Source organism: Cellulomonas composti (assembly GCF_007990245.1).
Taxonomy (GTDB): domain Bacteria; phylum Actinomycetota; class Actinomycetes; order Actinomycetales; family Cellulomonadaceae; genus Cellulomonas; species Cellulomonas composti.
This window is the reverse complement of record NZ_BJWG01000006.1, coordinates 215,453-234,329: the sequence shown is the minus strand read 5'-3', so window position 1 is coordinate 234,329 and position 18,877 is coordinate 215,453. Positions and strand designations below refer to the sequence as shown.

17 protein-coding genes and 1 riboswitch are annotated in these 18,877 nt (G+C 73.6%); of the genes, 6 read left to right on the top strand and 11 right to left on the bottom strand.

What is annotated here, in order from left to right; translation table 11 throughout:
* The first annotated feature begins 766 nt into the window (after window positions 1-766).
* A riboswitch (cyclic di-AMP (ydaO/yuaA leader) is annotated at window positions 767-918 on the top strand.
* Between the two features lie 3 nt (window positions 919-921).
* The 3 genes from CCO02nite_RS08645 to CCO02nite_RS08635 all read left to right on the top strand — a co-directional run bounded on the left by CCO02nite_RS08645 (window position 922) and on the right by CCO02nite_RS08635 (window position 3,408).
* The gene (locus CCO02nite_RS08645; RefSeq protein WP_146842714.1) at window positions 922-1,671 is read left to right on the top strand and encodes a C40 family peptidase; all 750 of its coding nucleotides are present in this window, start codon (window positions 922-924) and stop codon (window positions 1,669-1,671) included.
* A 213-nt stretch (window positions 1,672-1,884) separates the two neighbouring features.
* The gene (locus CCO02nite_RS08640; protein WP_146842713.1) at window positions 1,885-2,391 is read left to right on the top strand and encodes an HNH endonuclease; all 507 of its coding nucleotides are present in this window, start codon (window positions 1,885-1,887) and stop codon (window positions 2,389-2,391) included.
* A 93-nt stretch (window positions 2,392-2,484) separates the two neighbouring features.
* Window positions 2,485-3,408: a universal stress protein gene (locus CCO02nite_RS08635; RefSeq protein WP_146842712.1), complete on the top strand. Its 924-nt coding sequence runs from the start codon at window positions 2,485-2,487 to the stop codon at window positions 3,406-3,408.
* Window positions 3,409-3,426: 18 nt separating this feature from the next.
* Here the strand turns inward: CCO02nite_RS08635 and CCO02nite_RS08630 are convergent, their stop codons facing one another.
* The 4 genes from CCO02nite_RS08630 to CCO02nite_RS08615 form a co-directional block, all read right to left on the bottom strand.
* Complete coding sequence (locus CCO02nite_RS08630; protein WP_146842711.1) at window positions 3,427-3,873, bottom strand: Lrp/AsnC family transcriptional regulator; 447 nt, start codon at window positions 3,871-3,873, stop codon at window positions 3,427-3,429.
* 66 nt (window positions 3,874-3,939) lie between these two features.
* A complete protein-coding gene (rocD, locus tag CCO02nite_RS08625; RefSeq protein ID WP_146842710.1) occupies window positions 3,940-5,148 on the bottom strand; it encodes an ornithine--oxo-acid transaminase in 1,209 nt (402 codons plus the stop codon).
* Window positions 5,145-5,972 (bottom strand): dimethylargininase, encoded by an 828-nt coding sequence (gene ddaH / locus CCO02nite_RS08620; protein WP_146842709.1) that lies wholly within the window; start codon window positions 5,970-5,972, stop codon window positions 5,145-5,147. The genes rocD and ddaH overlap by 4 nt, the downstream gene beginning before the upstream one ends.
* Window positions 5,973-6,033: 61 nt before the next feature.
* Window positions 6,034-6,585, bottom strand: coding sequence for an SRPBCC family protein (locus CCO02nite_RS08615; RefSeq protein WP_146842708.1), 552 nt, complete (start codon window positions 6,583-6,585; stop codon window positions 6,034-6,036).
* 22 nt (window positions 6,586-6,607) lie between these two features.
* Between CCO02nite_RS08615 and CCO02nite_RS08610 the strand changes: the two genes are divergently transcribed.
* Window positions 6,608-7,600 carry an aldo/keto reductase gene (locus CCO02nite_RS08610; protein ID WP_146842707.1) on the top strand — a complete coding sequence of 331 codons (993 nt, stop codon included), beginning with the start codon at window positions 6,608-6,610 and terminating at the stop codon, window positions 7,598-7,600.
* Between the two features lie 45 nt (window positions 7,601-7,645).
* Here the strand turns inward: CCO02nite_RS08610 and CCO02nite_RS08605 are convergent, their stop codons facing one another.
* The 7 genes from CCO02nite_RS08605 to CCO02nite_RS08580 form a co-directional block, all read right to left on the bottom strand.
* Entirely contained in the window at window positions 7,646-8,356 is a 711-nt protein-coding gene (locus tag CCO02nite_RS08605; protein WP_146842706.1) for a hypothetical protein, read from the bottom strand.
* Between the two features lie 5 nt (window positions 8,357-8,361).
* Window positions 8,362-8,847, bottom strand: a complete 486-nt coding sequence (locus CCO02nite_RS08600) for an OsmC family protein (protein WP_146842705.1) — start codon at window positions 8,845-8,847, stop codon at window positions 8,362-8,364.
* Between the two features lie 52 nt (window positions 8,848-8,899).
* Entirely contained in the window at window positions 8,900-9,292 is a 393-nt protein-coding gene (locus CCO02nite_RS08595) for a DUF4280 domain-containing protein (protein WP_146842704.1), read from the bottom strand.
* A 16-nt stretch (window positions 9,293-9,308) separates the two neighbouring features.
* Complete coding sequence (locus CCO02nite_RS15695) at window positions 9,309-9,818, bottom strand: septum formation family protein (protein WP_186812637.1); 510 nt, start codon at window positions 9,816-9,818, stop codon at window positions 9,309-9,311.
* A gap of 110 nt (window positions 9,819-9,928) precedes the next feature.
* Window positions 9,929-10,474: a type III secretion system chaperone family protein gene (locus CCO02nite_RS15690; RefSeq protein WP_186812636.1), complete on the bottom strand. Its 546-nt coding sequence runs from the start codon at window positions 10,472-10,474 to the stop codon at window positions 9,929-9,931.
* Entirely contained in the window at window positions 10,471-13,662 is a 3,192-nt protein-coding gene (locus CCO02nite_RS08585) for an eCIS core domain-containing protein (RefSeq protein ID WP_186812635.1), read from the bottom strand. Before CCO02nite_RS08585 ends, CCO02nite_RS15690 begins: the two co-directional genes overlap by 4 nt.
* Before the next feature lie 193 nt (window positions 13,663-13,855).
* On the bottom strand, window positions 13,856-15,793 hold the full coding sequence (locus tag CCO02nite_RS08580) for an AAA family ATPase (RefSeq protein ID WP_146842701.1): 1,938 nt from the start codon (window positions 15,791-15,793) through the stop codon (window positions 13,856-13,858).
* 268 nt (window positions 15,794-16,061) lie between these two features.
* Here CCO02nite_RS08580 and CCO02nite_RS08575 point away from each other — a divergent pair, with 268 nt between their 5' ends.
* Together CCO02nite_RS08575 and CCO02nite_RS08570 are read left to right on the top strand one after the other, a co-directional pair.
* On the top strand, window positions 16,062-16,631 hold the full coding sequence (locus tag CCO02nite_RS08575; RefSeq protein ID WP_146842700.1) for a Pvc16 family protein: 570 nt from the start codon (window positions 16,062-16,064) through the stop codon (window positions 16,629-16,631).
* Complete coding sequence (locus CCO02nite_RS08570; protein ID WP_146842699.1) at window positions 16,628-18,877, top strand: carboxypeptidase regulatory-like domain-containing protein; 2,250 nt, start codon at window positions 16,628-16,630, stop codon at window positions 18,875-18,877. The genes CCO02nite_RS08575 and CCO02nite_RS08570 overlap by 4 nt, the downstream gene beginning before the upstream one ends.

Here is an 18,877-nt window from a genome sequence, read left to right as displayed (position 1 = left end):
GGCCACCGCCGGCGCCCCGATCGGTCGTGGTGGGTGGGGATCCCGCTGCCACGCGATGGGAACCCCACCCGTGCGCGGTGTGCAGCGGCGGCGCGTGTGTCGACGACAGCGTGGAGCTGCCGTGGGCGCGCGGGGCTGCCGACGGCGTGCGCGACTGCTCGCGCCGGCCCGCCCGGTGGCGCGCGGATCGGTCGTGGGTGGAGATGCCGCTGCCACGCGACGAGAACCCCACCCGCGCGGCGGGCTGCTACCGCCGGCGCGCGGATCGGTTGTGGTGGGTGGAGGTCCTGCTGCCACGCGACGGGAACCTCACCCGCGCGGCGGGGATCGGTGGGGGTGGGTGGGGATCCCGCTGCTCGGCGACGTGAACTCCACCCAACCCCGCGTGGCGGCGGGTGGGACCTTTGTCCGTGTCGGTGGGGGCGGGCGTCTGCACGGAGGTCGGACGGCGGCGGGCGGATCGGCGGGCGGATCGGCGGGTGGGGGTGGCGCGAAGGCGACGAATCGGGCCCGGTGTCCACGATGTGGTCGCGCCGGGTCGCGATGTGACCCTCGGACCGGCTCGTCGGGCGGAGATCGGGGCTGTGACCTGCGTCATCACGCGGAGGCCCACGATCATCAGGTCACTTGTCCAACTGAATTCGTTGTCCCTGTGATCGGAACGTGACAATCCCGCGGGGCGTCCTGTACGGTCGACCTGCTTCGAGGTACCCCTCCACCGCGAAGCCCTTGGTCGGATCGCCTAACCCTGCCGGCGACCGAGGTCCGCACGAAACCGCCGGCAGGGGCGGGGGAACCAAGATGGGCACTTCGGTGTCCTTGGGGTGAAGCCTCAGAACGGACCTCGGTCCGTGAAGAGGCCGGGTGATCTCCCACCCGAACCCGACAGCTCACCTCGTAGGCGTCAGGAGAGGCACGCGCATGACTCATGCACGTCACCGGGCCGCACGTCGGCCTTCGACGCCGTTGACCGTGGCCGCCGCCGCTGCAACCGAGCAGCTCGGCACCGTCGGTCGTCGGTCCGTCGTCGCCGCGGCGACGTCCGGTCTGGTCGTCTCGTCGGTCCTGGGCGCTGCGCCCGCGATGGCGAGCCCGACCGACGACGCCAGCGCCCTTGCCGCCGTCGACACCGCCGCGCTGACCGCAGGCGCCCGGGCGGTGCTTGAGACCGGCCCCGTCGTGACCGCGCCCGCCGACGCCGCGTGGACGATCGACGCCCCGGACCTCAAGGTCGTCCTTCCGGTGGTCAAGGCCCCGGCCCCGGTCCGCTCGTCGAGCAGCAGCAGCACGTCGCGCAGCACGGATCGGGTCGCGAACAACCCGATCCCCGCGGCCGTCTCCGGCAACGCCGTCCTCGAGATCGCCGCGAAGTACGTCGGTGTGCCGTACGTCTCCGGCGGTTCGTCGCCGAGCGGCTTCGACTGCTCCGGCTTCCTGCAGTACGTGTTCAAGCAGCTCGGCATCAGCCTGCCGCGCACCACGAGTGCCATCCACCACGCGGGCCAGATCATCTCGCGCTCGGACGCGAAGCCGGGCGACATCATCTGGAGCCCCGGCCACGTGGCCATCTACGCGGGCGGCAACACGCAGATCGACGCGCCCCGCCCGGGCAAGACGATCCAGTTCCGCTCCATCTGGCAGAGCTCGCCGGTGTTCATCCGGATCGGCTGACCAGCCACGAACCTCGACGAAGCCCCGACGACACGCGATGTCGTCGGGGCTTTGTCGTTGCCGGACGGTGCCCGCACGTGGCTACTCTGGTCGCGCACCACGTACGTCCGTCGACGGGCCAGCCGGGTCCGGGGGTCGGGAGGATGCCGTGCCGCCTTTTCATAGCTCAGCGCCAGGGGTTCCCTGGGCGCGCGCTTCGCGGGGCGCCGTCCGATGAGCGGGACGCTGGTGCTCAACGCCTCCTACGAGCCGCTGTGCGTGGTGCCCGTGCGTCGCGCCGTTCTCCTGCTGCTGCTCGAGAAGGCCGTCGTGGAGCAGGACAGCGACTTCCTGCTGCACTCCGAGCGGCTCACCGTCGTCGCCCCCTCGGTCGTCCGACTGCACCGCTACGTGCGTGTCCCGCGCCGTGCGCACGTGCCGATCACACGCCGCGGCGTGCTCGCCCGCGACCGGGACCGCTGCGCGTACTGCACGAGCCGCGCGGACACGATCGACCACGTGGTCCCGCGCAGCCGCTCGGGACCGCACGAGTGGGAGAACGTGGTCGCGGCCTGCGCCCGGTGCAACCACCGCAAGGCCGACCACCTGCTCTCCGAGCTCGGCTGGGAGCTGTCGTTCACTCCGCGTGAGCCCCGCGGGCCGCTGCCGGGCACGCAGCCCCAGCGCGCCGACTGGGCGCCGTACCTCACCGGCTGGGGCGACTCCGCCGACGTCGCCTGAGTCTCGTCGCGTCCCGATCGGGACGTCCGGTCCGTCCCTTTCGGGCCGTCGTGCGAGAGACTGGACGGGTCATCGACGACGAGAGGGGCAGGGATGACTCGCGACGACGTGATCCTCGTGGGGATCGACGGCTCGGGCGCCAGCCTGTACGCGCTCGACTGGGCGGCGGCTGAGGCCCAGGCCCGCGGCTGGGGGCTTCGGCTGGTGTGCTCGTACGCGCTGCCGTCCTTCGCCGCGGCCGCGCTCGACGGCGGGTACGCCGCCCTCGACGACTCCGCGATCCTCGAAGGCGCGACCGCGGTGCTGGCCGAGGCGTCGGCCCGCGTGGCCGACCGCGGTGTGCCCGTGACCGCGAAGGTCTGCACGGGCGACGCGTCCGGCGTGCTCGTCGACATGTCGCGGAACGTACGCCTGGCGGTCGTCGGCACACGGGGGCGCGGCGGGTTCGCCGACCGGTTGCTCGGCACGGTCTCCTCCGCGCTGCCGGCGCACGCGCACTGCCCGACGGTCGTCGTGCCGCTGCGCGACGGTCAGGGCCATCCGTTGCCCGACGACGCCGAGCTGCCGCCCGTGCGCCCGGTGCGGCGCATCGTCGTGGGTGTCGACGGCTCCGAGTCCGCCGAGCGGGCGCTGCGCCGGGCGATCGACGAGGCCGAGGTCTGGGGCGCGTCACTGACCGCCGTGGCCGGCGTTCCCGTCGGCTCGATGACGGGCGTGCTCGCCTGGCTCCCGGCTGCCGTCGACCACGAGCAGGTGCTCAAGGACATGGCCGTCGGCCTCGACGTCGTCGTCGACCAGGCGTTGGCCGGTCGCGAGATCGCGGTTCGCCGGTTCGCGCTCGACGGAACGGGTGCGGAGCTGCTCACGGAGTTCTCGGCCGCGACGGACCTGATCGTGGTCGGCTCACGCGGGCGCGGCGGCTTCACGGGTCTGCTGCTCGGCTCGACGAGCCAGGCGGTCCTGCACCATGCCGAGTGCCCCGTGATGGTCGTGAACAACCGCTGCGACGACCTCTGACGGTGCGCCGCGCACCGCTCACGGCACGACGTCGGGGCGTCGCACGAGAGCGGAGAGCACGACGGTCGAGCGCGTGCGGGAGACGAACGGCTCGGCGGCGAGCCGTTCGACGACCTGCTCGAGGTGCCGCATGTCGCGGGCCCGGACCTGCAGGACGAGGTCGACGTCGCCGGTGACCGTGCTCGCCGCGACGACCTCGGGGTACTGCTCGACCGCGGTGCGCATCGTCGCAGGGCTCGTCGAGCCGTGGCAGAACAGCTCGACGAACGCCTCGGTCTGCCACCCCAGCGCCGCGGGGTCGAGGCGCACGGTGAACCCGCGGATCACGCCCTGTTCGCGGAGCCGGTCGACGCGTCGTTTGACGGCCGGGGCCGAGAGCGACACCTGCTGGCCGACCTGGGCGTAGGTGGCGCGCGCGTCGAGCGAGAGCACGCGCAGGATCGCGGCGTCGAGCGGATCGGTCATGCCTGCATCATCCCGCTGCGCGAGTCGTCAGCGGGCATCGTCAGCGGGTGTGGTCAGCAGACATCGTCAGCGGGTCGGCAGCGCGTCCGTGAGTCGGTCGAGCGCCTCGTCGAGCTCGTCGGCGGAGATCGTCAGCGGCGGTGCGAGCCGGATCGTCGCGCCGTGCGTGTCCTTGACGAGCACACCCGCGGCCATCGCCCGCTCGCAGGCCTGGCGGCCCGTCAGGGGGCCCGGCAGGTCGAGACCGGCCCACAGGCCCGCGCGGCGCACGGTCTCGACGGCGCCGGTGTACTCGAGGTCGTCGAGGCGACGGCCGAGCGCGGCGCCCCGCTCGCGCGCGGCGGCCTGGATCTCGCCGGTCGAGAGCAGGTCGATCACGGCGAGCCCGACCGCGCACGCGAGCGGGTTGCCGCCGAACGTCGAGCCGTGCGTGCCGGGGGTCAGCACGCCGAGCACGTCGGCACGACCGACGAGCGCCGAGACCGGCACGATGCCGCCGCCCAGCGCCTTGCCGAGCGTGACGAGGTCGGGCCGCACTCCCCAGCGCTCGCACGCGAGCGTGTACCCGGTCCGCCCGAGGCCGGACTGGATCTCGTCGGCGACGAGCAGCACGCCCGCCTCGTCGCACACGGTGCGCACGGCCGGCAGGTAGTCGCGCGACGGCACGACGACGCCGCGTTCGCCCTGCACGGGCTCGAGCAGCACCGCGACGGTCGTCTCGTCGACCGCGTCGCGCAGCGCCGCCACGTCGTCGTACGGCACGACGCGGAAGCCGGGCGTGAACGGGCCGAAGCCGGCGCGCGCGTCGGGGTCGTCGGAGAACGAGACGATCGTCGTGGTGCGCCCGTGGAAGTTGCCGGCCGCGACGACGATCGTCGCGCGGTCCGCCGGGACGCCCTTGACCTCGTAACCCCACTTGCGGGCGGTCTTGACGGCGGTCTCGACGGCCTCGGCGCCGGTGTTCATCGGCACGACGAGTGCGTCGTCCCCGGCCAGCAGCGGTCCGACGAGGCCGACGAGCGCGCGCGCGAACGGTTCGAGCAGGTCGTGCCCGAACGCGCGGCTGGTCAGCGTGAGGCGGTCGAGCTGCGCGTGCGCGGCGGCGACGAGCGCCGGGTGGCGGTGGCCGAAGTTGAGCGCGGAGTAGCCCGCGAGCAGGTCGAGGTACCGGCGTCCCTCGTCGTCCACGACCCACGCGCCCTCGCCGGACACCAGCGTCACGGGCAGCGGCGCGTAGTTGTGCGCGAGCGCCCCGAGCAGCGCGGGCGTGCTCATCGCCGGATCTCGAGCGTGCAGCACTTGGCGCCGCCGCCGCCCTTGAGCAGCTCGGACGTGCTGACGGGGATCGGCTGGAAACCACGGTCGCGCAGCTCTCCGGCCAGGTGCGTCGCGTCGGGTGCGACGACCACGTTGAGGCCGTCCGAGACGGCGTTGAGGCCCAGCGCGCGGGCGTCGTCGGCCGTGGCGAGCACGGCGTCGGGGAACAGGTGCTCGAGCACCGCGCGGCTGCCGCTGCTGAACGCGGGCGGGTAGTACGCGATCTGGGGCGACGCGGGGTCCGAGGAGAGCACCGCGAGCGCGGTGTCGAGGTGGTAGTAGCTCGGGTCGACGAGCTCGAGGGAGACGACGGGCACGCCGAACAGCTCCTGCATCTCGGCGTGGGCCGCGCGGTCCGTGCGGAACCCGGTGCCGGCGAGGATCAGGTCGCCGACGACCAGCAGGTCGCCCTCGCCCTCGTTGATCTGCGCGGCGGTGTGCGTGACGTAGCCACGGTCCGCGAACCACTTCTGGTAGGCCGGGCCCTCGGGCTGGCGCTCCGGGTGCCGGAACCGCGCGGAGTAGACGACGCCGCCGACGACGGTCGCGCCGTTGGCCGCGTAGACCATGTCCGGCAGGCCCGGGATCGGCTCGATCGTCTCGACCGTGTGACCGAGGTCGAGGTAGGTGTCCCGCAGGCGACGCCACTGCTGCACGGCCAGGTCCGCGTCGGTGTGACGGGTCTTGTCCATCCACGGGTTGATCTCGTAGGAGACCGTGTAGTGGGTCGGCTCGCACATCAGGTAGTGGCGCGGCGTCTGGCCGGGGGCGGTGGCGGTCATGGGGCTCCTCGGGCGTCGTGTCGTTCCTCAAGAGCCTAGGAGCGCGCCGGCGCACAACCGATCAGGTGCCGTTGCGCACCTGGGTGCGATTCGTTGCGTGATCGCGCGATTCTGTGGCGATCCGTTGTGCCAGATCGCGACGGACCGACCGTAGCGCGAGGTGGACCATGGCGCGGATCGGCACCGCGAGCAGCGCGTGGGTCACGCGGGGCAGCGGACCGCGCACGTGGACGGTCTCGGTCCAGCGCACCAGGCACGACGAGGGAGCGTCGACGCGAGCCACGCCACCGGGACCCGCGGCTCCCGCCGCACGGACCGCGATCTGCGCCGAGCCCAGCAGCACGGGGCCGTCCTTGCGGAACGTGGCGACGCCGGGGTGGCCCGCCGACGGCGGCTGCGCCCGCACGATCGTCATGCGGTCGACCAGGCCCCACCGCCGCCCGGCGACCCGCGGCCCCGAGACGGCCCGCACGCGCACGCCGGACGCCGGCGGCCCGTCCGCCGTGACGGTGGTCAGCGGGATCCAGCGCGCGTGGTTGCGGGCGTCGGCCAGGAGCAGCCATGCCTCGTCGGGTCCGACGGGCAGCCTCGTCGTGACGTGCACCGGGCGCATCCCGCCACGTTAGCCTCGGGGTATGCAGACGCACGTGCTGGGACGGACGGGTCGGCAGGTCGGGGTCGTGGGGCTGGGCTGCTGGCAGCTCGGCGGCGACTGGGGAGATGTCGGCGACGAGACGGCGCTCGCGGTCCTCGAGGCCGCCGTCGATGCGGGCGTGACGTTCCTCGACACCGCCGACGTGTACGGCGACGGGCGCTCCGAGCGGCTCGTCGGGCAGTTCCTCGCCGCGCGCGGGGCCGCGGCCGCGGACCTGACGGTCGCGACGAAGATGGGCCGCCGCGCCGACCCGCACGTCGCCGAGGCGTACGACGCCGACGCGTTCCGGCGCTGGAACGACCGCTCGCGCGAGAACCTCGGCGTCGACACGCTCGACCTCGTGCAGCTGCACTGCCCGCCGACCGCCGTGTACGCGCGCGACGACGTCTACGACGCGCTCGACGAGATGGTCGCCGAGGGGCGCATCGCGGCCTACGGAGTCTCGGTCGAGACGGTCGAGGAGGCGCTCACCGCGATCGCCCGCCCGCACGTGGCGAGCGTGCAGATCATCCTCAACGCCTTCCGCCGCAAGCCGCTCGAGCGCGTCCTGCCCGCGGCGGCCGCCGCCGGCGTCGGGATCATCGCGCGGGTCCCGCTCGCGTCCGGGCTGCTGTCCGGCAAGTACGACGAGACGACGACGTTCGCGGAGTCCGACCACCGCACCTTCAACCGCGGGGGCGAGGCGTTCGACGTCGGCGAGACGTTCGCCGGCGTGCGGTTCGACGTGGGCGTGGCGGCCGCGCGCGAGGTCGCCGCCCTGACCCCTGCCGGGGCGAGCACCGCGCAGCTCGCGCTGCGCTGGATCGTCGACCAGCCCGGGGTCTCGGTCGTGATCCCCGGCGCACGCAACCCCGAGCAGGCGCGCGCGAACGCCGCCGCGGCCGACCTGCCGCCCGTCCCCGCACCCGTCGAGGCCGCGCTCGCGCGCATCTACGACGAGCACATCCGGGAGCACGTGCACGACCGCTGGTAGACGCCTCGGGGAGCCGCCGCACGTCGGCGACGGCTCGCGTCCGGGTCAGTGCTGCGTGAGCGACCTGTCGTCGGGCAGCTCGGCGCCCGTGTGCGGGCCGGTGACCTCGATGACGTCGCAGAACGTCGACGGTGCGGCGCCGAATGCCGCCCGGGCGCCCTTGACGACCTCGCGCCCGAGCGCGCGCCCGCCGGCCGCGCCGATGACGATGCCGATGCCGAACGGCAGGAGGCGGCCGAAGAACAACCCGCCCTGGCGGGCGAGCTGCTTGCGCACCATCCGCCGGGTGAGCGTGAGGTTGACCTTGCGCACGGTCGCGATGGGCATGCGGGTGAGCAGCAGCCTGCCGACGCCGAACGCGCCGAGCTCGGTGACGTCGCCGACGGCCCTCGCGCCCGACTCGCCGAGCAGCGTCGTCAGGAGCACGGCCGTGCGCCGGTCGACGTCCTCGACGTCGATCCCGTGCACGGACGCGACCGCGAGCACGAACGCGGCCGAGCCGGCGAAGAACGTCGCGACGTCGCTCGCGGTGAGCACGAGCGCGACGCCGGTCCCGACCGCGGGGGCCGCGGCCACCGCGCCGACCGCACCACCGGTGCTCGCGACGACCACGAGGTACTCGCGCTCGAGGTAGGCGATCACCTCGGCGGGTGTCGCGTCGGGGTGGCGACGACGCACGCTCGCGACGTGCGCGTGCACCGCCGACGAGGGGACCGCGACCGCCCGGGCGACGGCGGCCTCGACGACGGCGGGCACGGCGCTCAGCGCTCCCCGTCGACGGTCAGATCGACGGCCGCGCCGGCCTTGAGCGTGCGACCCACGGTGCAGTGCTGGTCGATCGCTCGCTGCATCACGGTCAGCAGACGCGCTCGCGCGTCGGGCTCGAGGCCGGACAGGTCGACGACGAGCCGCTCGGAGATCGTCGGGTAGCGATCCTCCTCGTCGTCGGCGAGGCCGGCGACGTCGATGCTGACCTCGACGTCGTCGCCGAGCCGCCGCGCCAGAGCCACGTCCGCCGACAGGCCGCTGCAGCCGGCCAACGCGATCTTGAGCAGCTCACCGGGAGTGAACGCCTGCTGGTAGGAGATGTCGCCGATCTCGACGCGTGCGCCGCGTGAGGAGTGGCCGACGTACCGGCGCGGGCCGATGCGCTCGACCCACAGGCGCGTGCCGCCGGCGTTCGCGGGTGTGCTCTCGGCGGTGGTGGCCGCATCGGGCGTGGTGGTGGGGCTCGTCTCGCTGCTCACTCCGCGATCCTGCCACGCGCGCTCGCGCTCCACCCGCCCGTGCGCTGCGGGCTCAGCCCTCGAGCGTGCGCACCGAACCCGGGTTGACGATCTGGACGACGCCGCCCCAGGCGCACATGCACTGGCTGCCTGCCGTGAGCGCGGGCTTCCCGCCGATGAGCGTCTGCGGCGAGCCCGGCACCCACGGCGCGGTGGTGACGGGGATGCACGGCATCGGCGTCAGCACGCCGAGCGCCGCGGCCGTCGCGGCCGCGACCGTCGGGTTGGCGAGCGACTGGCACATGCCGAACGGCGGGATGTTGAGGACCGGGACCTGGTCCATGATCGTCGCGGCGGGTTTGCCCTCCACGAGCACGCCGCTCACGGGCAGGACGTTCAGCGTGCTCGGCGCGAGGCCGAACGTGCAGGTCAGTGTCGCCGTGGCGACGGCTGCGGGCTTGCCCATGATCGAGTCCCTTCGACTACCAGCCGGTTCCCTTGACGGAGGCGGTGAGCTCCTCGCCGGTCGTCGTGACGAAGCAGAGCGTGGTCCGGTCGGCGTTCTGCTCCCAACCGCGGGGCGACGGGGCGAGGTACGTGAAGTAGAGCGACGAGTCGCGGTAGTCGACGCCGACGTAGTCCGCGAACGCCGCGGCGCACGCCGCGTCGGCGAAGGACTTCAGCGCGTCCGCGCCCGGGAAGGTCTTGGGCGTCGTCCCGGTGCCGGGTTCCGTGAAGGTGAGGCGTGCGTACGCCTCCTGCTCGTGGGGTTCGGTGCACGCGACGGCGGGCAGCTCCGTGAGCTCGACCGTGATGTCGTCCGGGACCCGGAAGCACTGGCCCACCTCGACGTCGAACACCGAGACGGCGTCCGTGCGCTCCTCGTCCCGGTCGAACAACGAGCAACCGGAGAGCGTCAGCACGGTGGCGACGGCCGTGACGAGACCGGGCGCGAGGAGCCCGGCGCGCCGCGACGACGTCCGTCCCGCCACCGATCCTCCCGATCCTCGTCCGTGCCGCACGTCCGCGCGGCCCGGAGCAGCGTAGCCGCGCGAGCCGTGCGTTCCATCCGTAGTCGTTGCGCAAACCTGCCCTGTGCCGGTCAGCTCCCGATCGTGCGCTCGACGTCCGCGAGCAGCTGCGTGAGCTCCTCGACCTGGGCGGTGCGGACGGCCGCTGCGGCCTCGCGCGGACCGATCGTGCCGGCGGCGACGTCCGCGACCGCTCCCGCGTAGCGGGCGGCGACCTCCTCGACCTCGTCGAGAGCGGCGCCGACCAGGCTCGTCAGCACGCCCGCGTCGAGGGGCTCCTCGCCGAAGAGCAGGGCGTGCCGGGCCGAGACGGTGCCACGGTCGAGGTCGAGCTCGAGCACGGCGCCGAGCTGGTCGTCGGCTGCGCGCAGGACGAGCTCGCCGACCGTCGCCCGGGTTGCGGCCGGCACCTCGTCGGGCAGCACGGCCCACAGGCTCACGGCACGGGCGACGGGTCGCACGACGACGAGCACGCGGATCCCGTCCGCGTCACCGACGTCGAGCGTGAGCTGCACCGGGTCGAGGGTCACGTCGCGGCCCGACTCGGCCACCGCGCGGGCGACGTCGTCGAGGAAGGCGGCCGGGTCGTCGTCGGGGAGCGTGCCGTCGTCCGTCACGGCTTGCCCGACTTCGACTTCTTCTTCGCGTCCTTCTTCTCGCGCAGGCCCTCACGCAGCATGTCGATGACCTCGGGCGAGTTGCGTCGCGGCTTGCGGCTGATCTCCTGCTCGAGCTCGGCCTCGGTGACCTCGGAGAACCACTGCGTGAGCTCCGGTCCGGTCGCGCTGAGCTTGAGCTCCTTGCTGCCGACGATCCCGGCGACCCCGGACGGCAGCGCCTCGACGCCCTCGTACGCCTCCGTGCGGTTCTTCAGCTTCTGCCGCTTCTCGCTCGAGAGCGTCATCCGCAGGCGCCAGAAGAAGCCGCGGTCGGACTTGGTGTTCTCGCCGAGCTTGCCGTCCTTGGCCAGGTTGTTGCGCTTGTCGCGCACCTCGCCCGCCTCGTTCCACGAGTCCATCAGGCCGCCGGCGGGGCCGGAGACCTTGCCGATCTGCGACTTCAGGTCGTCGTAGACGCTCTGCGGGTCCTCGTCGGTCCCGAGGGAGGCGAACACGGTCTCGCGGATCCGCACGAGGAGCTTGTCGTCGCTGTCGTCGCCGCTGCCGCCCGGGCTGCTCGGGTCGAACTTCGTCACCGGTCGGGGCTTGATCCGCGAGACGTAGTCCTTGGTGATCGGCTTGCCGTCGATCCGGTAGTTCGCGAGGAAGGCGAGCGCGGTCGGGTCTCCCTGGGCCGCCTTCACGACGATGCCGTCGACCGCCATCTTCGGGTGCTTCTTGAGCTCGTTCTCGGCGGCACCCTCGAGGTGCTGCACGGAGGACTCCTTCTCGGCCTTCTTGGCCATCGACGCGAGCACCTTGTCGGCGATGTAGTGACCGAGGTCGTGCAGCTTGTCCAGGGTCGCGGTCGCGGCCTTCATCGCCGCCGGGATGCCGAAGCCGCCGGCCGACGCCACCTGTGCGACCGACAGGCTGAAGTTCATCACCGCGGTGCCGAGGGTCCAGCAGTTCTGCTCGAGCTGCTTGGTGTAGACCTGCGAGACCTTCATCAGCGGATACACCATGACGTTGACCTTGTCGGTGGTGTTGACGCGCGCGTCGAACATCGACAGGTCCGTCTCGCGCTGCCGCATACCCGTGGTGGCGACGTCGGTCACACCACGCACCATCGCGAGCGCGCTCGTCGCGATGTCGAGGCCGGGAATCACGGACTTCACGCCGTCGGAGACGCCCGAGTCGATCGTCTTGGCGAGGTTCGCGGTGGACTTCGCCGCGTCGACGAGCCCGCTGAGCGCCGAGGAGCCGGCCTTGGCGGCCTTCAGGCCCTCGTACGGGTCCTTGGTCTCCCACGACGACTTGATCGAGCCGGCCATCGCCATCGCGTTGTCGACCGCGCCCATCAGGCTCTTGATGACGCTCGTGACCGACGCGATGCCCGTGGCGGCCTTGGTCTCGTCGGACTTCGGCGCCTCCTTCTTGTCGTTCCAGTCGCGCTGATTCCTGCCGAGCTGGATGTGCGCCTTCTTGCCGCTGACCACCGTGTCGTTGAGCCCGAGGACGTCGACCTGCTTGGGCAGCACGCCCGTGGGGTCGGCGTCGCCCGTGAGCTTGCCCTGCGCCTGCGCCTGGTCCTTGAGCGCCTTGTCCTTGTCCTTGCCGCCCTGCTTGAGGCCGCCGCCGACCACCGTGTTGACGCCCTTGGAGGCCCAGCCGGTGTACTTCTGGACGTCGCCCATCGTCTCCTGGGCCGACTCGAGGCCCGACTTCTCGCCGGGCGTGGACGGCGTGGCGCCGCCCCGCTGCGACGGGTCGAGCAGCATGAGGTTGGCCTCGACCGCCGCCTGGTCCCGCGCCGCCTGCCGGGTGCGGGCGGCGAGCCGATCGCCCGCGGCCTCCCAGCCCGCCTGGTCGAGCGGGCCGTCGGCCTTGGGCATGAGCCCCTGCGTCTTGGCCTCGACCGACGGCAGCACGGCCTTGCGGGCGGCGTCCTGGGCCAGCACCTCGCCCAGCTCGGGGTCGGCCTTGAGCAGCTCGGCGGCCTTGGTCGCCATCCGGTCGTAGACGACCTCGACGGCCTTGGGCAGCATCCGGTCCTTGACCGTGGCCTTGTCCTCGGCGGTCGCCCGCTCGCCCGCCTCGGCGCCGGAGCGCACCTGGCGGACCTGGGCGACGAGGCGCTCCGCCTCGGTCTCGCGCGGCGGCCGGACCGAGGTGAGCGCGGGGAACTCGTCGAAGAAGACCTGGTGGTAGGCCATCTCGGCGCGCTTCGCGTCGGAGGTGCCGACGCCCTTCTTGCACAGCTCGGCGAAGACCTCCTCCTCGCGTGCCTTGGCCTGGTCCATGAGCTGGTAGAGCGAGACCATCGCGGCGCCGGAGCCCTGCGTGTTCTTCGTGAACGTGCCGGTCGGGGCGTTCGGGTCCCCAGCGGGCAGGTTCTCGTCCTCGAGCGCGAGGTCGCGGGCCATCTCCTCGCGGCCGGCGACGCCCTGCTTGCGCGACTCCTTGAGGTTCGACTCCTCGCGCGCCTGCGTCTTGTGGCTCTCCTTGACCTTGCGGGCGTCCTCGGCCTCCTTGGCCTTCTTGGCCTCCTTGGCGGCCTTCTCCGCGGGGGTCTTCTTCTTGCCGAAGCCCAGGAACCGGCGCACGCCGGGGGAGCCCTCGGTCACGACGTGCGCGATCTCGTGCGCGAGCACCCGGTCGCCGTCGGGGGAGTCCGGCGTGTAGATGCCGGCACCGAAGAAGATGTCGGAGCCCGTGGTGAACGCCTGCGCGGACATCGAGCTGCTCAGCGCGGCCGCCTGCGGGCCGTCGTGCACGCGCACGTGGCCGAGCCCGGTGCCGAACGCGGTCTCCATGCGTCGGCGCACCTGCGTCGGCAGCGCCGCGCCGCCGCCACGCGCGGACTCGATGCTCGCGCTCGCACCGTCGTCGAGCGAACCGCCCGCGAGCCCGATCGTCGCGCCGGAGGCGGCGGGACCGGGGGAGCGGCGCAGGTGACCGCAGCCCGGGTCGTGCCGGTGGGAGTCCGCCTCGCCGCCGGGCTCCGAGGCGCGCAGCCGGGAGAGCGCGGCGTCCGCCATGGCGTCGGCGGCGTGCTCGGCCGGGTCGTCGGCGCGGCCCACAGTGAGGCCGGACAGGGGCGCGGGCGCGGGCGCGGTCTCGACCGGTGCCGGAGCCGGCGACGTGGCCTGCTCTGCGCCGGCGGGCGCTGCAGCGACGGGGACGCGCGCGTGGTGCGGGCTCATGAGGTCTCCCGGGATGCCGTCGGGGCGGACGGACATGGACACGTGGACGGCCGGGCACGGCACCGCCCAGGTGCAGCCTGACCCGGTCCGCGGCCGCGGGGCATCGGCAATCGCTACGCAGATCAGCGGCCCTCATCACCCGTTCGGGTGCCTCGCCGTGCCCGTCGGCCGTTCCACGCCCCGAGGGCGGGGCTCAGACGGTCCAGCGGGTGTCGCCGACCCGTCGGCCGAGCTTCGCCATCTCGCGGTTCGCCGCCGCGCGCACCTCGTTCATGCCGACGTCCTTGCGCTGCGCGACCGCGTCGTACGCTGCGGCGAGGACGATGTTGCGGATGTCGCCGCCCGCGAGCTCCAGGCAGGCCGCCAGCAGGTCGACGTCCACGGGGTCGTCCGGGTCGGTGCGGGGGAGCTGGCCGAGGTGGTGGCGCCACAGGCGCGTCCGCGTCTCCTCGTCGGGATCCGGGAAGTGCACCATGAAGTGCAGACGCCGGGCGAAGGCGGGGTCGAGGTTGCCGCGCAGGTTCGTCGCGAGGATCGTCACACCCTCGGACGCCTCCATCCGCTGCAGCAGGTAGGAGACCTCCTGGTTGGCGTACCGGTCGCGCGCGTCGTTCACCGCGGAGCGCGAGCCGAACAGCGAGTCCGCCTCGTCGAAGAACAGCACCGCACCGAGCGACTCGGCCTGGCCGAAGACGCGCTCGAGGTTCTTCTCCGTCTCACCGATGTACTTGTCGACGACGGCCGACAGGTCCACCTGGAACAGGTCCGCACCAAGCGAGTCGGCGACGACGTGCGCGGCGAGGGTCTTGCCCGTGCCGGGGCTGCCGGAGAACAGCGCCGAGATGCCCGTGCCCTTGCCGCCCTTGCCGTGCAGGTCGCCCAGCGCGAGCACGTCGTCACGGTCCCGCACCCAGCCGACCAACCGCTCGACCTCGAGCCGCGTGCGTGCGGGCAGGACGAGGTCGTCGAGCGATGCGCCGCTGCCGGTACCGGCCGATGCGCGCGCCCCCGCGGAGCCACCGGCCGACAGCCGCCGTGCGGCCGCGCGCAGGGTCGGCCCGGACGGGGTGTCCTCGTCCGCGAGCTCGGCGTCCGCGAGGGCGCGGCGTGCGACGACGGCGACCTGTTCGGGGGACAGCCTCAGCGCCGTGACGTCCCGGCCGACCACCCCCGCGCCCAGCCGGGCGTCCCACAGCGCGCTGCGGTCACCGCTCGTCAGCCGGCCCGCGGCGACGGTGGCCGGGAGCTCGGCCGCCCAGTGCGCGTCCCACGCCGTGCGGCCGACCGCGACGACCGGGACGACCGCGCGGTCCAGCTCCTGGACGAGGGGTCCGGCGAGGTGGGCCCCGCCGAGCACCAGCACCGCGCCCTGCAGCCCGGCCTCCAGCACGAGGTCGCGCAGCACGCCGCGCACGACGAGCGGGTCCGGCAGGACGCCGGGCGTGCTGGGCTGCCGCTCGAGGTCCGCGACGAGCACGTCCACGTCGAGCTCCTGGCACGCCGCCACCGCCATCGCGGTCCCGACCGTCCCGAGCGGGGAGTGGACCCAGACCAGCGGCTCACCCGCGCGCAGGGCGGCGGCGACTGCGGCGGTCCCGGGCACGTCGGCGGGGGACGCGGGAAGCACGAGCCGGTCGAGCGCCGGGGCCAGCGGTCCGGCCTCGCCGAGCAGCCGCATCGCCGCGCGTTCGTGCAACCGGAGCCGGCGGGCGGGCAGCGGTCCGTCGCCGTCGACGACGAGGAGGCCCGAGCGCACGAGCCGCGCACCCTCACCCAGCCGCGCTCGCGCCACCGGGTCGGCGAGCGAGAGCCCGGCGATCTCGAACGCGAGCGCGACGGTGGGCCGTGCCGCTCCCTCGTCGCCCGCGAGCACCCCCACCAGCACGTGCGCCGACGGGTGCTGCTCGACGACGTGCGCGACGCCGACGAGCGCGGCCTCCGCCGGGCCGAGACCGAACAGCCCGGCCACCTCGTCGAGCGCGGCCTCGGCGGCACCGAACGCGTCCGCGTCGGCGAACCATGCGTCGCGGGCGGCTCGCGCCGTCGCCGCGGGCGCCCAGGACGGCAGCGCCTCGCGGCGCGCGAGCGCGTCGTCGAACGCGGTCCGTACCCGCTGCGCGGTGGTCGGCATCCCGGTCCCCTTCGTCGGTCGGGCCTGATCATGCCGGTCGCGGCCGCGGCGGGGAACCCGGGCCGCCACCCGGAGCCCGTCGCGGCCGAACTTCGGTAGCGATTACCGATGCCCGTGCTCGAGCGGCCGACCTAGCGTCAGGTGTCCTGGCTGTGCCGGGCATCTGCTCGCGTGCGCGGGCGTCCTGCGCGAACGCATGCCGTGAGCGTGCAGTCCGCTCGGGCACCCGTGCCGCGCTGCACGCCACGACTGCGGGAGGAGGCCGCCGGTGCTGATCCCCGCGATCGACGACGGGCTCGAGCGACTCCTGCGCGCGACGCTCCCGCTGCCCGAGGACCAGGGCGACATCTCGTTCGACCCGCCGTCGAGCACGTGGTCGGCCCAGGTCAACCGCCTGACGGTGAACCTCTACCTGTACCAGGTGGCGCGGAGCCCGCAGCCGCCGCGTCCCGCGGAGGTGCGGGGCAACGGTGAGCGCCGACGACCGCTGCCGATGGTGCAGCTGCACTACCTGGTGAGCGCCTGGGCCGGTTCGCCGCGCGACGAGCACAGCCTGCTCGGCGACGTCATGACCCGGCTCGTCGCCCAGCAGGTGCTCCCCACCGAGTACCTGCAGCGGCCGCCGTCGTCGACCGTGCAGCTCGCGATCGCGACCGACGAGCTCAACCGTCCCCGCGAGCTGTGGAGCGGGCTCGGCGGCACCCTGAAGGCGTCGTTCACGCTCACGGCCACGGTCGCGGCGGACGCCTACGACTTCGAGCCCCTGGCGCCGCCCGTCGCCGCGATCGAGCCCGTCACGACGCAGCTGCGCGACCCGCTGGAGAGCGTCCGGGGATGAGGGTCAGCAGCACCGTCGAGCGGCTCGACGTCGCACCCGGCGGGACGGGCGTCGTCCCCCTCGAGGTGGTCAACACCTCCGAGGTCATCGAGTCGCTCTCGGTGCGCGCGCTCGGCGTCCCCGAGGCGAACGTGCGGACCGAGCCCCCCGCGCTCGCGCTGTTCCCGGACGCGTCGGGCGCGCTCACGCTGACCCTCGCGCTGCCGGACTCGTTCCCGGCCGGCACCTACCCCATGACGCTCGTCGTGTCGGGCCAGGCACCGGGTGGGCGGGAGGCCTTCCACGACGTCGAGCTCGTCGTGCCGCCCCGGCCGCACGTGCGGCTGGACGCGACGCCGTCCGTGGTGCGCACCCGGGGCCGGGCGGACTTCGCCATCGAGGTGCGCAACGACGGCAACGTGCCGCTCGACATCGCGCTGCGCGCCACCGACACGGACCGCACCGTCCGCACCACGCTGGTCCCCGCGACGCTGTCGCTCGCGCCGGGCTCCACCGTCGCCGCCACGCTGCTGGTGAAGGGTCCGCGTCAGCTCCTCGGCTCGGACCGGGACCGCCCGGTCACGGTGACCGCGCTGCACGAGGAGACCGAGGGATCGGTCGGTGTGGTGCTGCGGCAGCGCTCGACGTTCAGCCGCGGGCTCATCACCGCGCTCGTGCTGCTGGCGATCCTCACGCTCTGGGCGCTCGCCTTCCTGCTCGGCATGCGCCAGGTGCTCGGCACGGATCCGTTCACCAAGGTCGCGCCGGCGTCTTTCTTCGCGGCGTCGGACAGCCCGGAGGCGGGTACCGAGGCGACCGACGCGAGTGGCGCCCCCGCAGGCGCCCTCGCCAAGGAGGGACCGCTGCCGGCGGGTGTGGGCGGGACCGTCACGGGGGTCGTGCTGGGCGAGAACGACGGCGAGGGGGTCGGCCGGCTGACGGTCGTCGCGCTGCGGTACAACAGCGACGACGAGCTCGTCCCCGTCGCGTCGGCGGCCACGCAGGCCGACGGCTCGTACACGATGTCGGGCCTGTTCCCGGGCTCGTACCTGCTGCGCGTGCAGGCGAGCGGCTACGACGAGGCCTGGTACCCCGCCGCCGTGAGCGAGGCGAGTGCGGGGACGGTCGAGGCCGTGGGGCGCGAGATCACCGACGGCGCCGACCTCGTCGTCCGCGGGCACGCAGCCACGCTCTCGGGGAACGTGCAGACCGCGGACCCGCAGGACGCCACCGAGATCCAGGTGACGGCCCGGCCGACGTGGAACGGCGCCGACCCGACGCAGGAGTGGTCGGCGACCGCCGACGCGTCCGGTGCGTACACGTTCGCGGGGCTGCCCGCCCCGGGCACGTACGAGCTCACGTTCGCGGCGGAGGGGTACCAGCCGACGACCTCGACCGAGCGCGTGCTCGGCGGGCAGGAGCGCTTCGCGCTCGACGTCCGGCTCGGCGCGGGCACCGGTTCCATCACCGGCACCGTCACCGACGGCTCGACCCCGCTCGGCGGGGTGAAGGTCTCGACGACGATCGACGGCAAGACCGTCGAGGTCGGCACGCCCACGGTCGGGCAGGTCGGCACGTTCGTCCTGCCCAACCTCCCGACCCCCGCGACCTACGTCCTGACGTTCACCAAGGACGGCTTCGGCTCGCAGACGGTCGTCGTCGCGCTCGGACCGGGCGAGGCGCGCGGCGGGGTCTCGGTCGCGATGGTCGGTGGCACGGGAGTCGTCAGCGGGAAGGTGGTCGACGCCAGCGGTGCCGGACTGGGTGGCGTGACCGTGACGCTCGGCGGCGCGCAGGCCGGACTCTCGACGACCACCCTCACCACCGGCGACGTGGGGGCGTTCACGCTGGCCGGGCTGCAGGCGGGGACGTCCGTGACGCTCACCTTCACCAAGCCGGGCTTCGCGTCCGTCACGCGGCCCGTGACGATCCCTGCCGACGGCCCGGCGCCCGACGTCGACGTGACGCTCGCGTCCGCGACGGGCAGCATCTCCGGTCGCGTGACCCGGCAGGTCGACGAGGACGGCGACGGGGATCTCGACACGGTCGGGGTCGTGGGCGCCACGGTCACCGCCACGGACGGCCTCACGCCACGCAGCACGACGACGACGAGCAACGGCGCCGGTGGCGCCGGCAGCTACGTCCTGTCGGACCTGCCGGCCGGGACGTGGACCGTCACCGTGACGCTCGACGGCAAGGTCGTCGCGACGTCGATCGTCGTCGTCACCGGTGGCGCGGCCGCACCCGTGGACCTGGTGGTGGGCTGA

Bases quoted from the DNA above. Each gene is read 5' to 3' on its own strand.
- CCO02nite_RS08630 (WP_146842711.1), bottom strand. From the start codon at position 3,873: ATGACCGATCCGCTCGACGCCGCGATCCTGCGCGTGCTCTCGCTCGAC.
- CCO02nite_RS08595 (WP_146842704.1), bottom strand. From the start codon at position 9,292: ATGGGCAAGCCCGCAGCCGTCGCCACGGCGACACTGACCTGCACGTTC.
- ddaH (WP_146842709.1), bottom strand. From the start codon at position 5,972: ATGACCGCCACCGCCCCCGGCCAGACGCCGCGCCACTACCTGATGTGC.
- CCO02nite_RS08610 (WP_146842707.1), top strand. From the start codon at position 6,608: ATGCAGACGCACGTGCTGGGACGGACGGGTCGGCAGGTCGGGGTCGTG.
- CCO02nite_RS08585 (WP_186812635.1), bottom strand. From the start codon at position 13,662: ATGAGCCCGCACCACGCGCGCGTCCCCGTCGCTGCAGCGCCCGCCGGC.
- CCO02nite_RS08580 (WP_146842701.1), bottom strand. From the start codon at position 15,793: ATGCCGACCACCGCGCAGCGGGTACGGACCGCGTTCGACGACGCGCTC.
- CCO02nite_RS08645 (WP_146842714.1), top strand. From the start codon at position 922: ATGACTCATGCACGTCACCGGGCCGCACGTCGGCCTTCGACGCCGTTG.
- CCO02nite_RS08615 (WP_146842708.1), bottom strand. From the start codon at position 6,585: ATGCGCCCGGTGCACGTCACGACGAGGCTGCCCGTCGGACCCGACGAG.
- rocD (WP_146842710.1), bottom strand. From the start codon at position 5,148: ATGAGCACGCCCGCGCTGCTCGGGGCGCTCGCGCACAACTACGCGCCG.
- CCO02nite_RS08640 (WP_146842713.1), top strand. From the start codon at position 1,885: ATGAGCGGGACGCTGGTGCTCAACGCCTCCTACGAGCCGCTGTGCGTG.
- CCO02nite_RS08570 (WP_146842699.1), top strand. From the start codon at position 16,628: ATGAGGGTCAGCAGCACCGTCGAGCGGCTCGACGTCGCACCCGGCGGG.
- CCO02nite_RS08635 (WP_146842712.1), top strand. From the start codon at position 2,485: ATGACTCGCGACGACGTGATCCTCGTGGGGATCGACGGCTCGGGCGCC.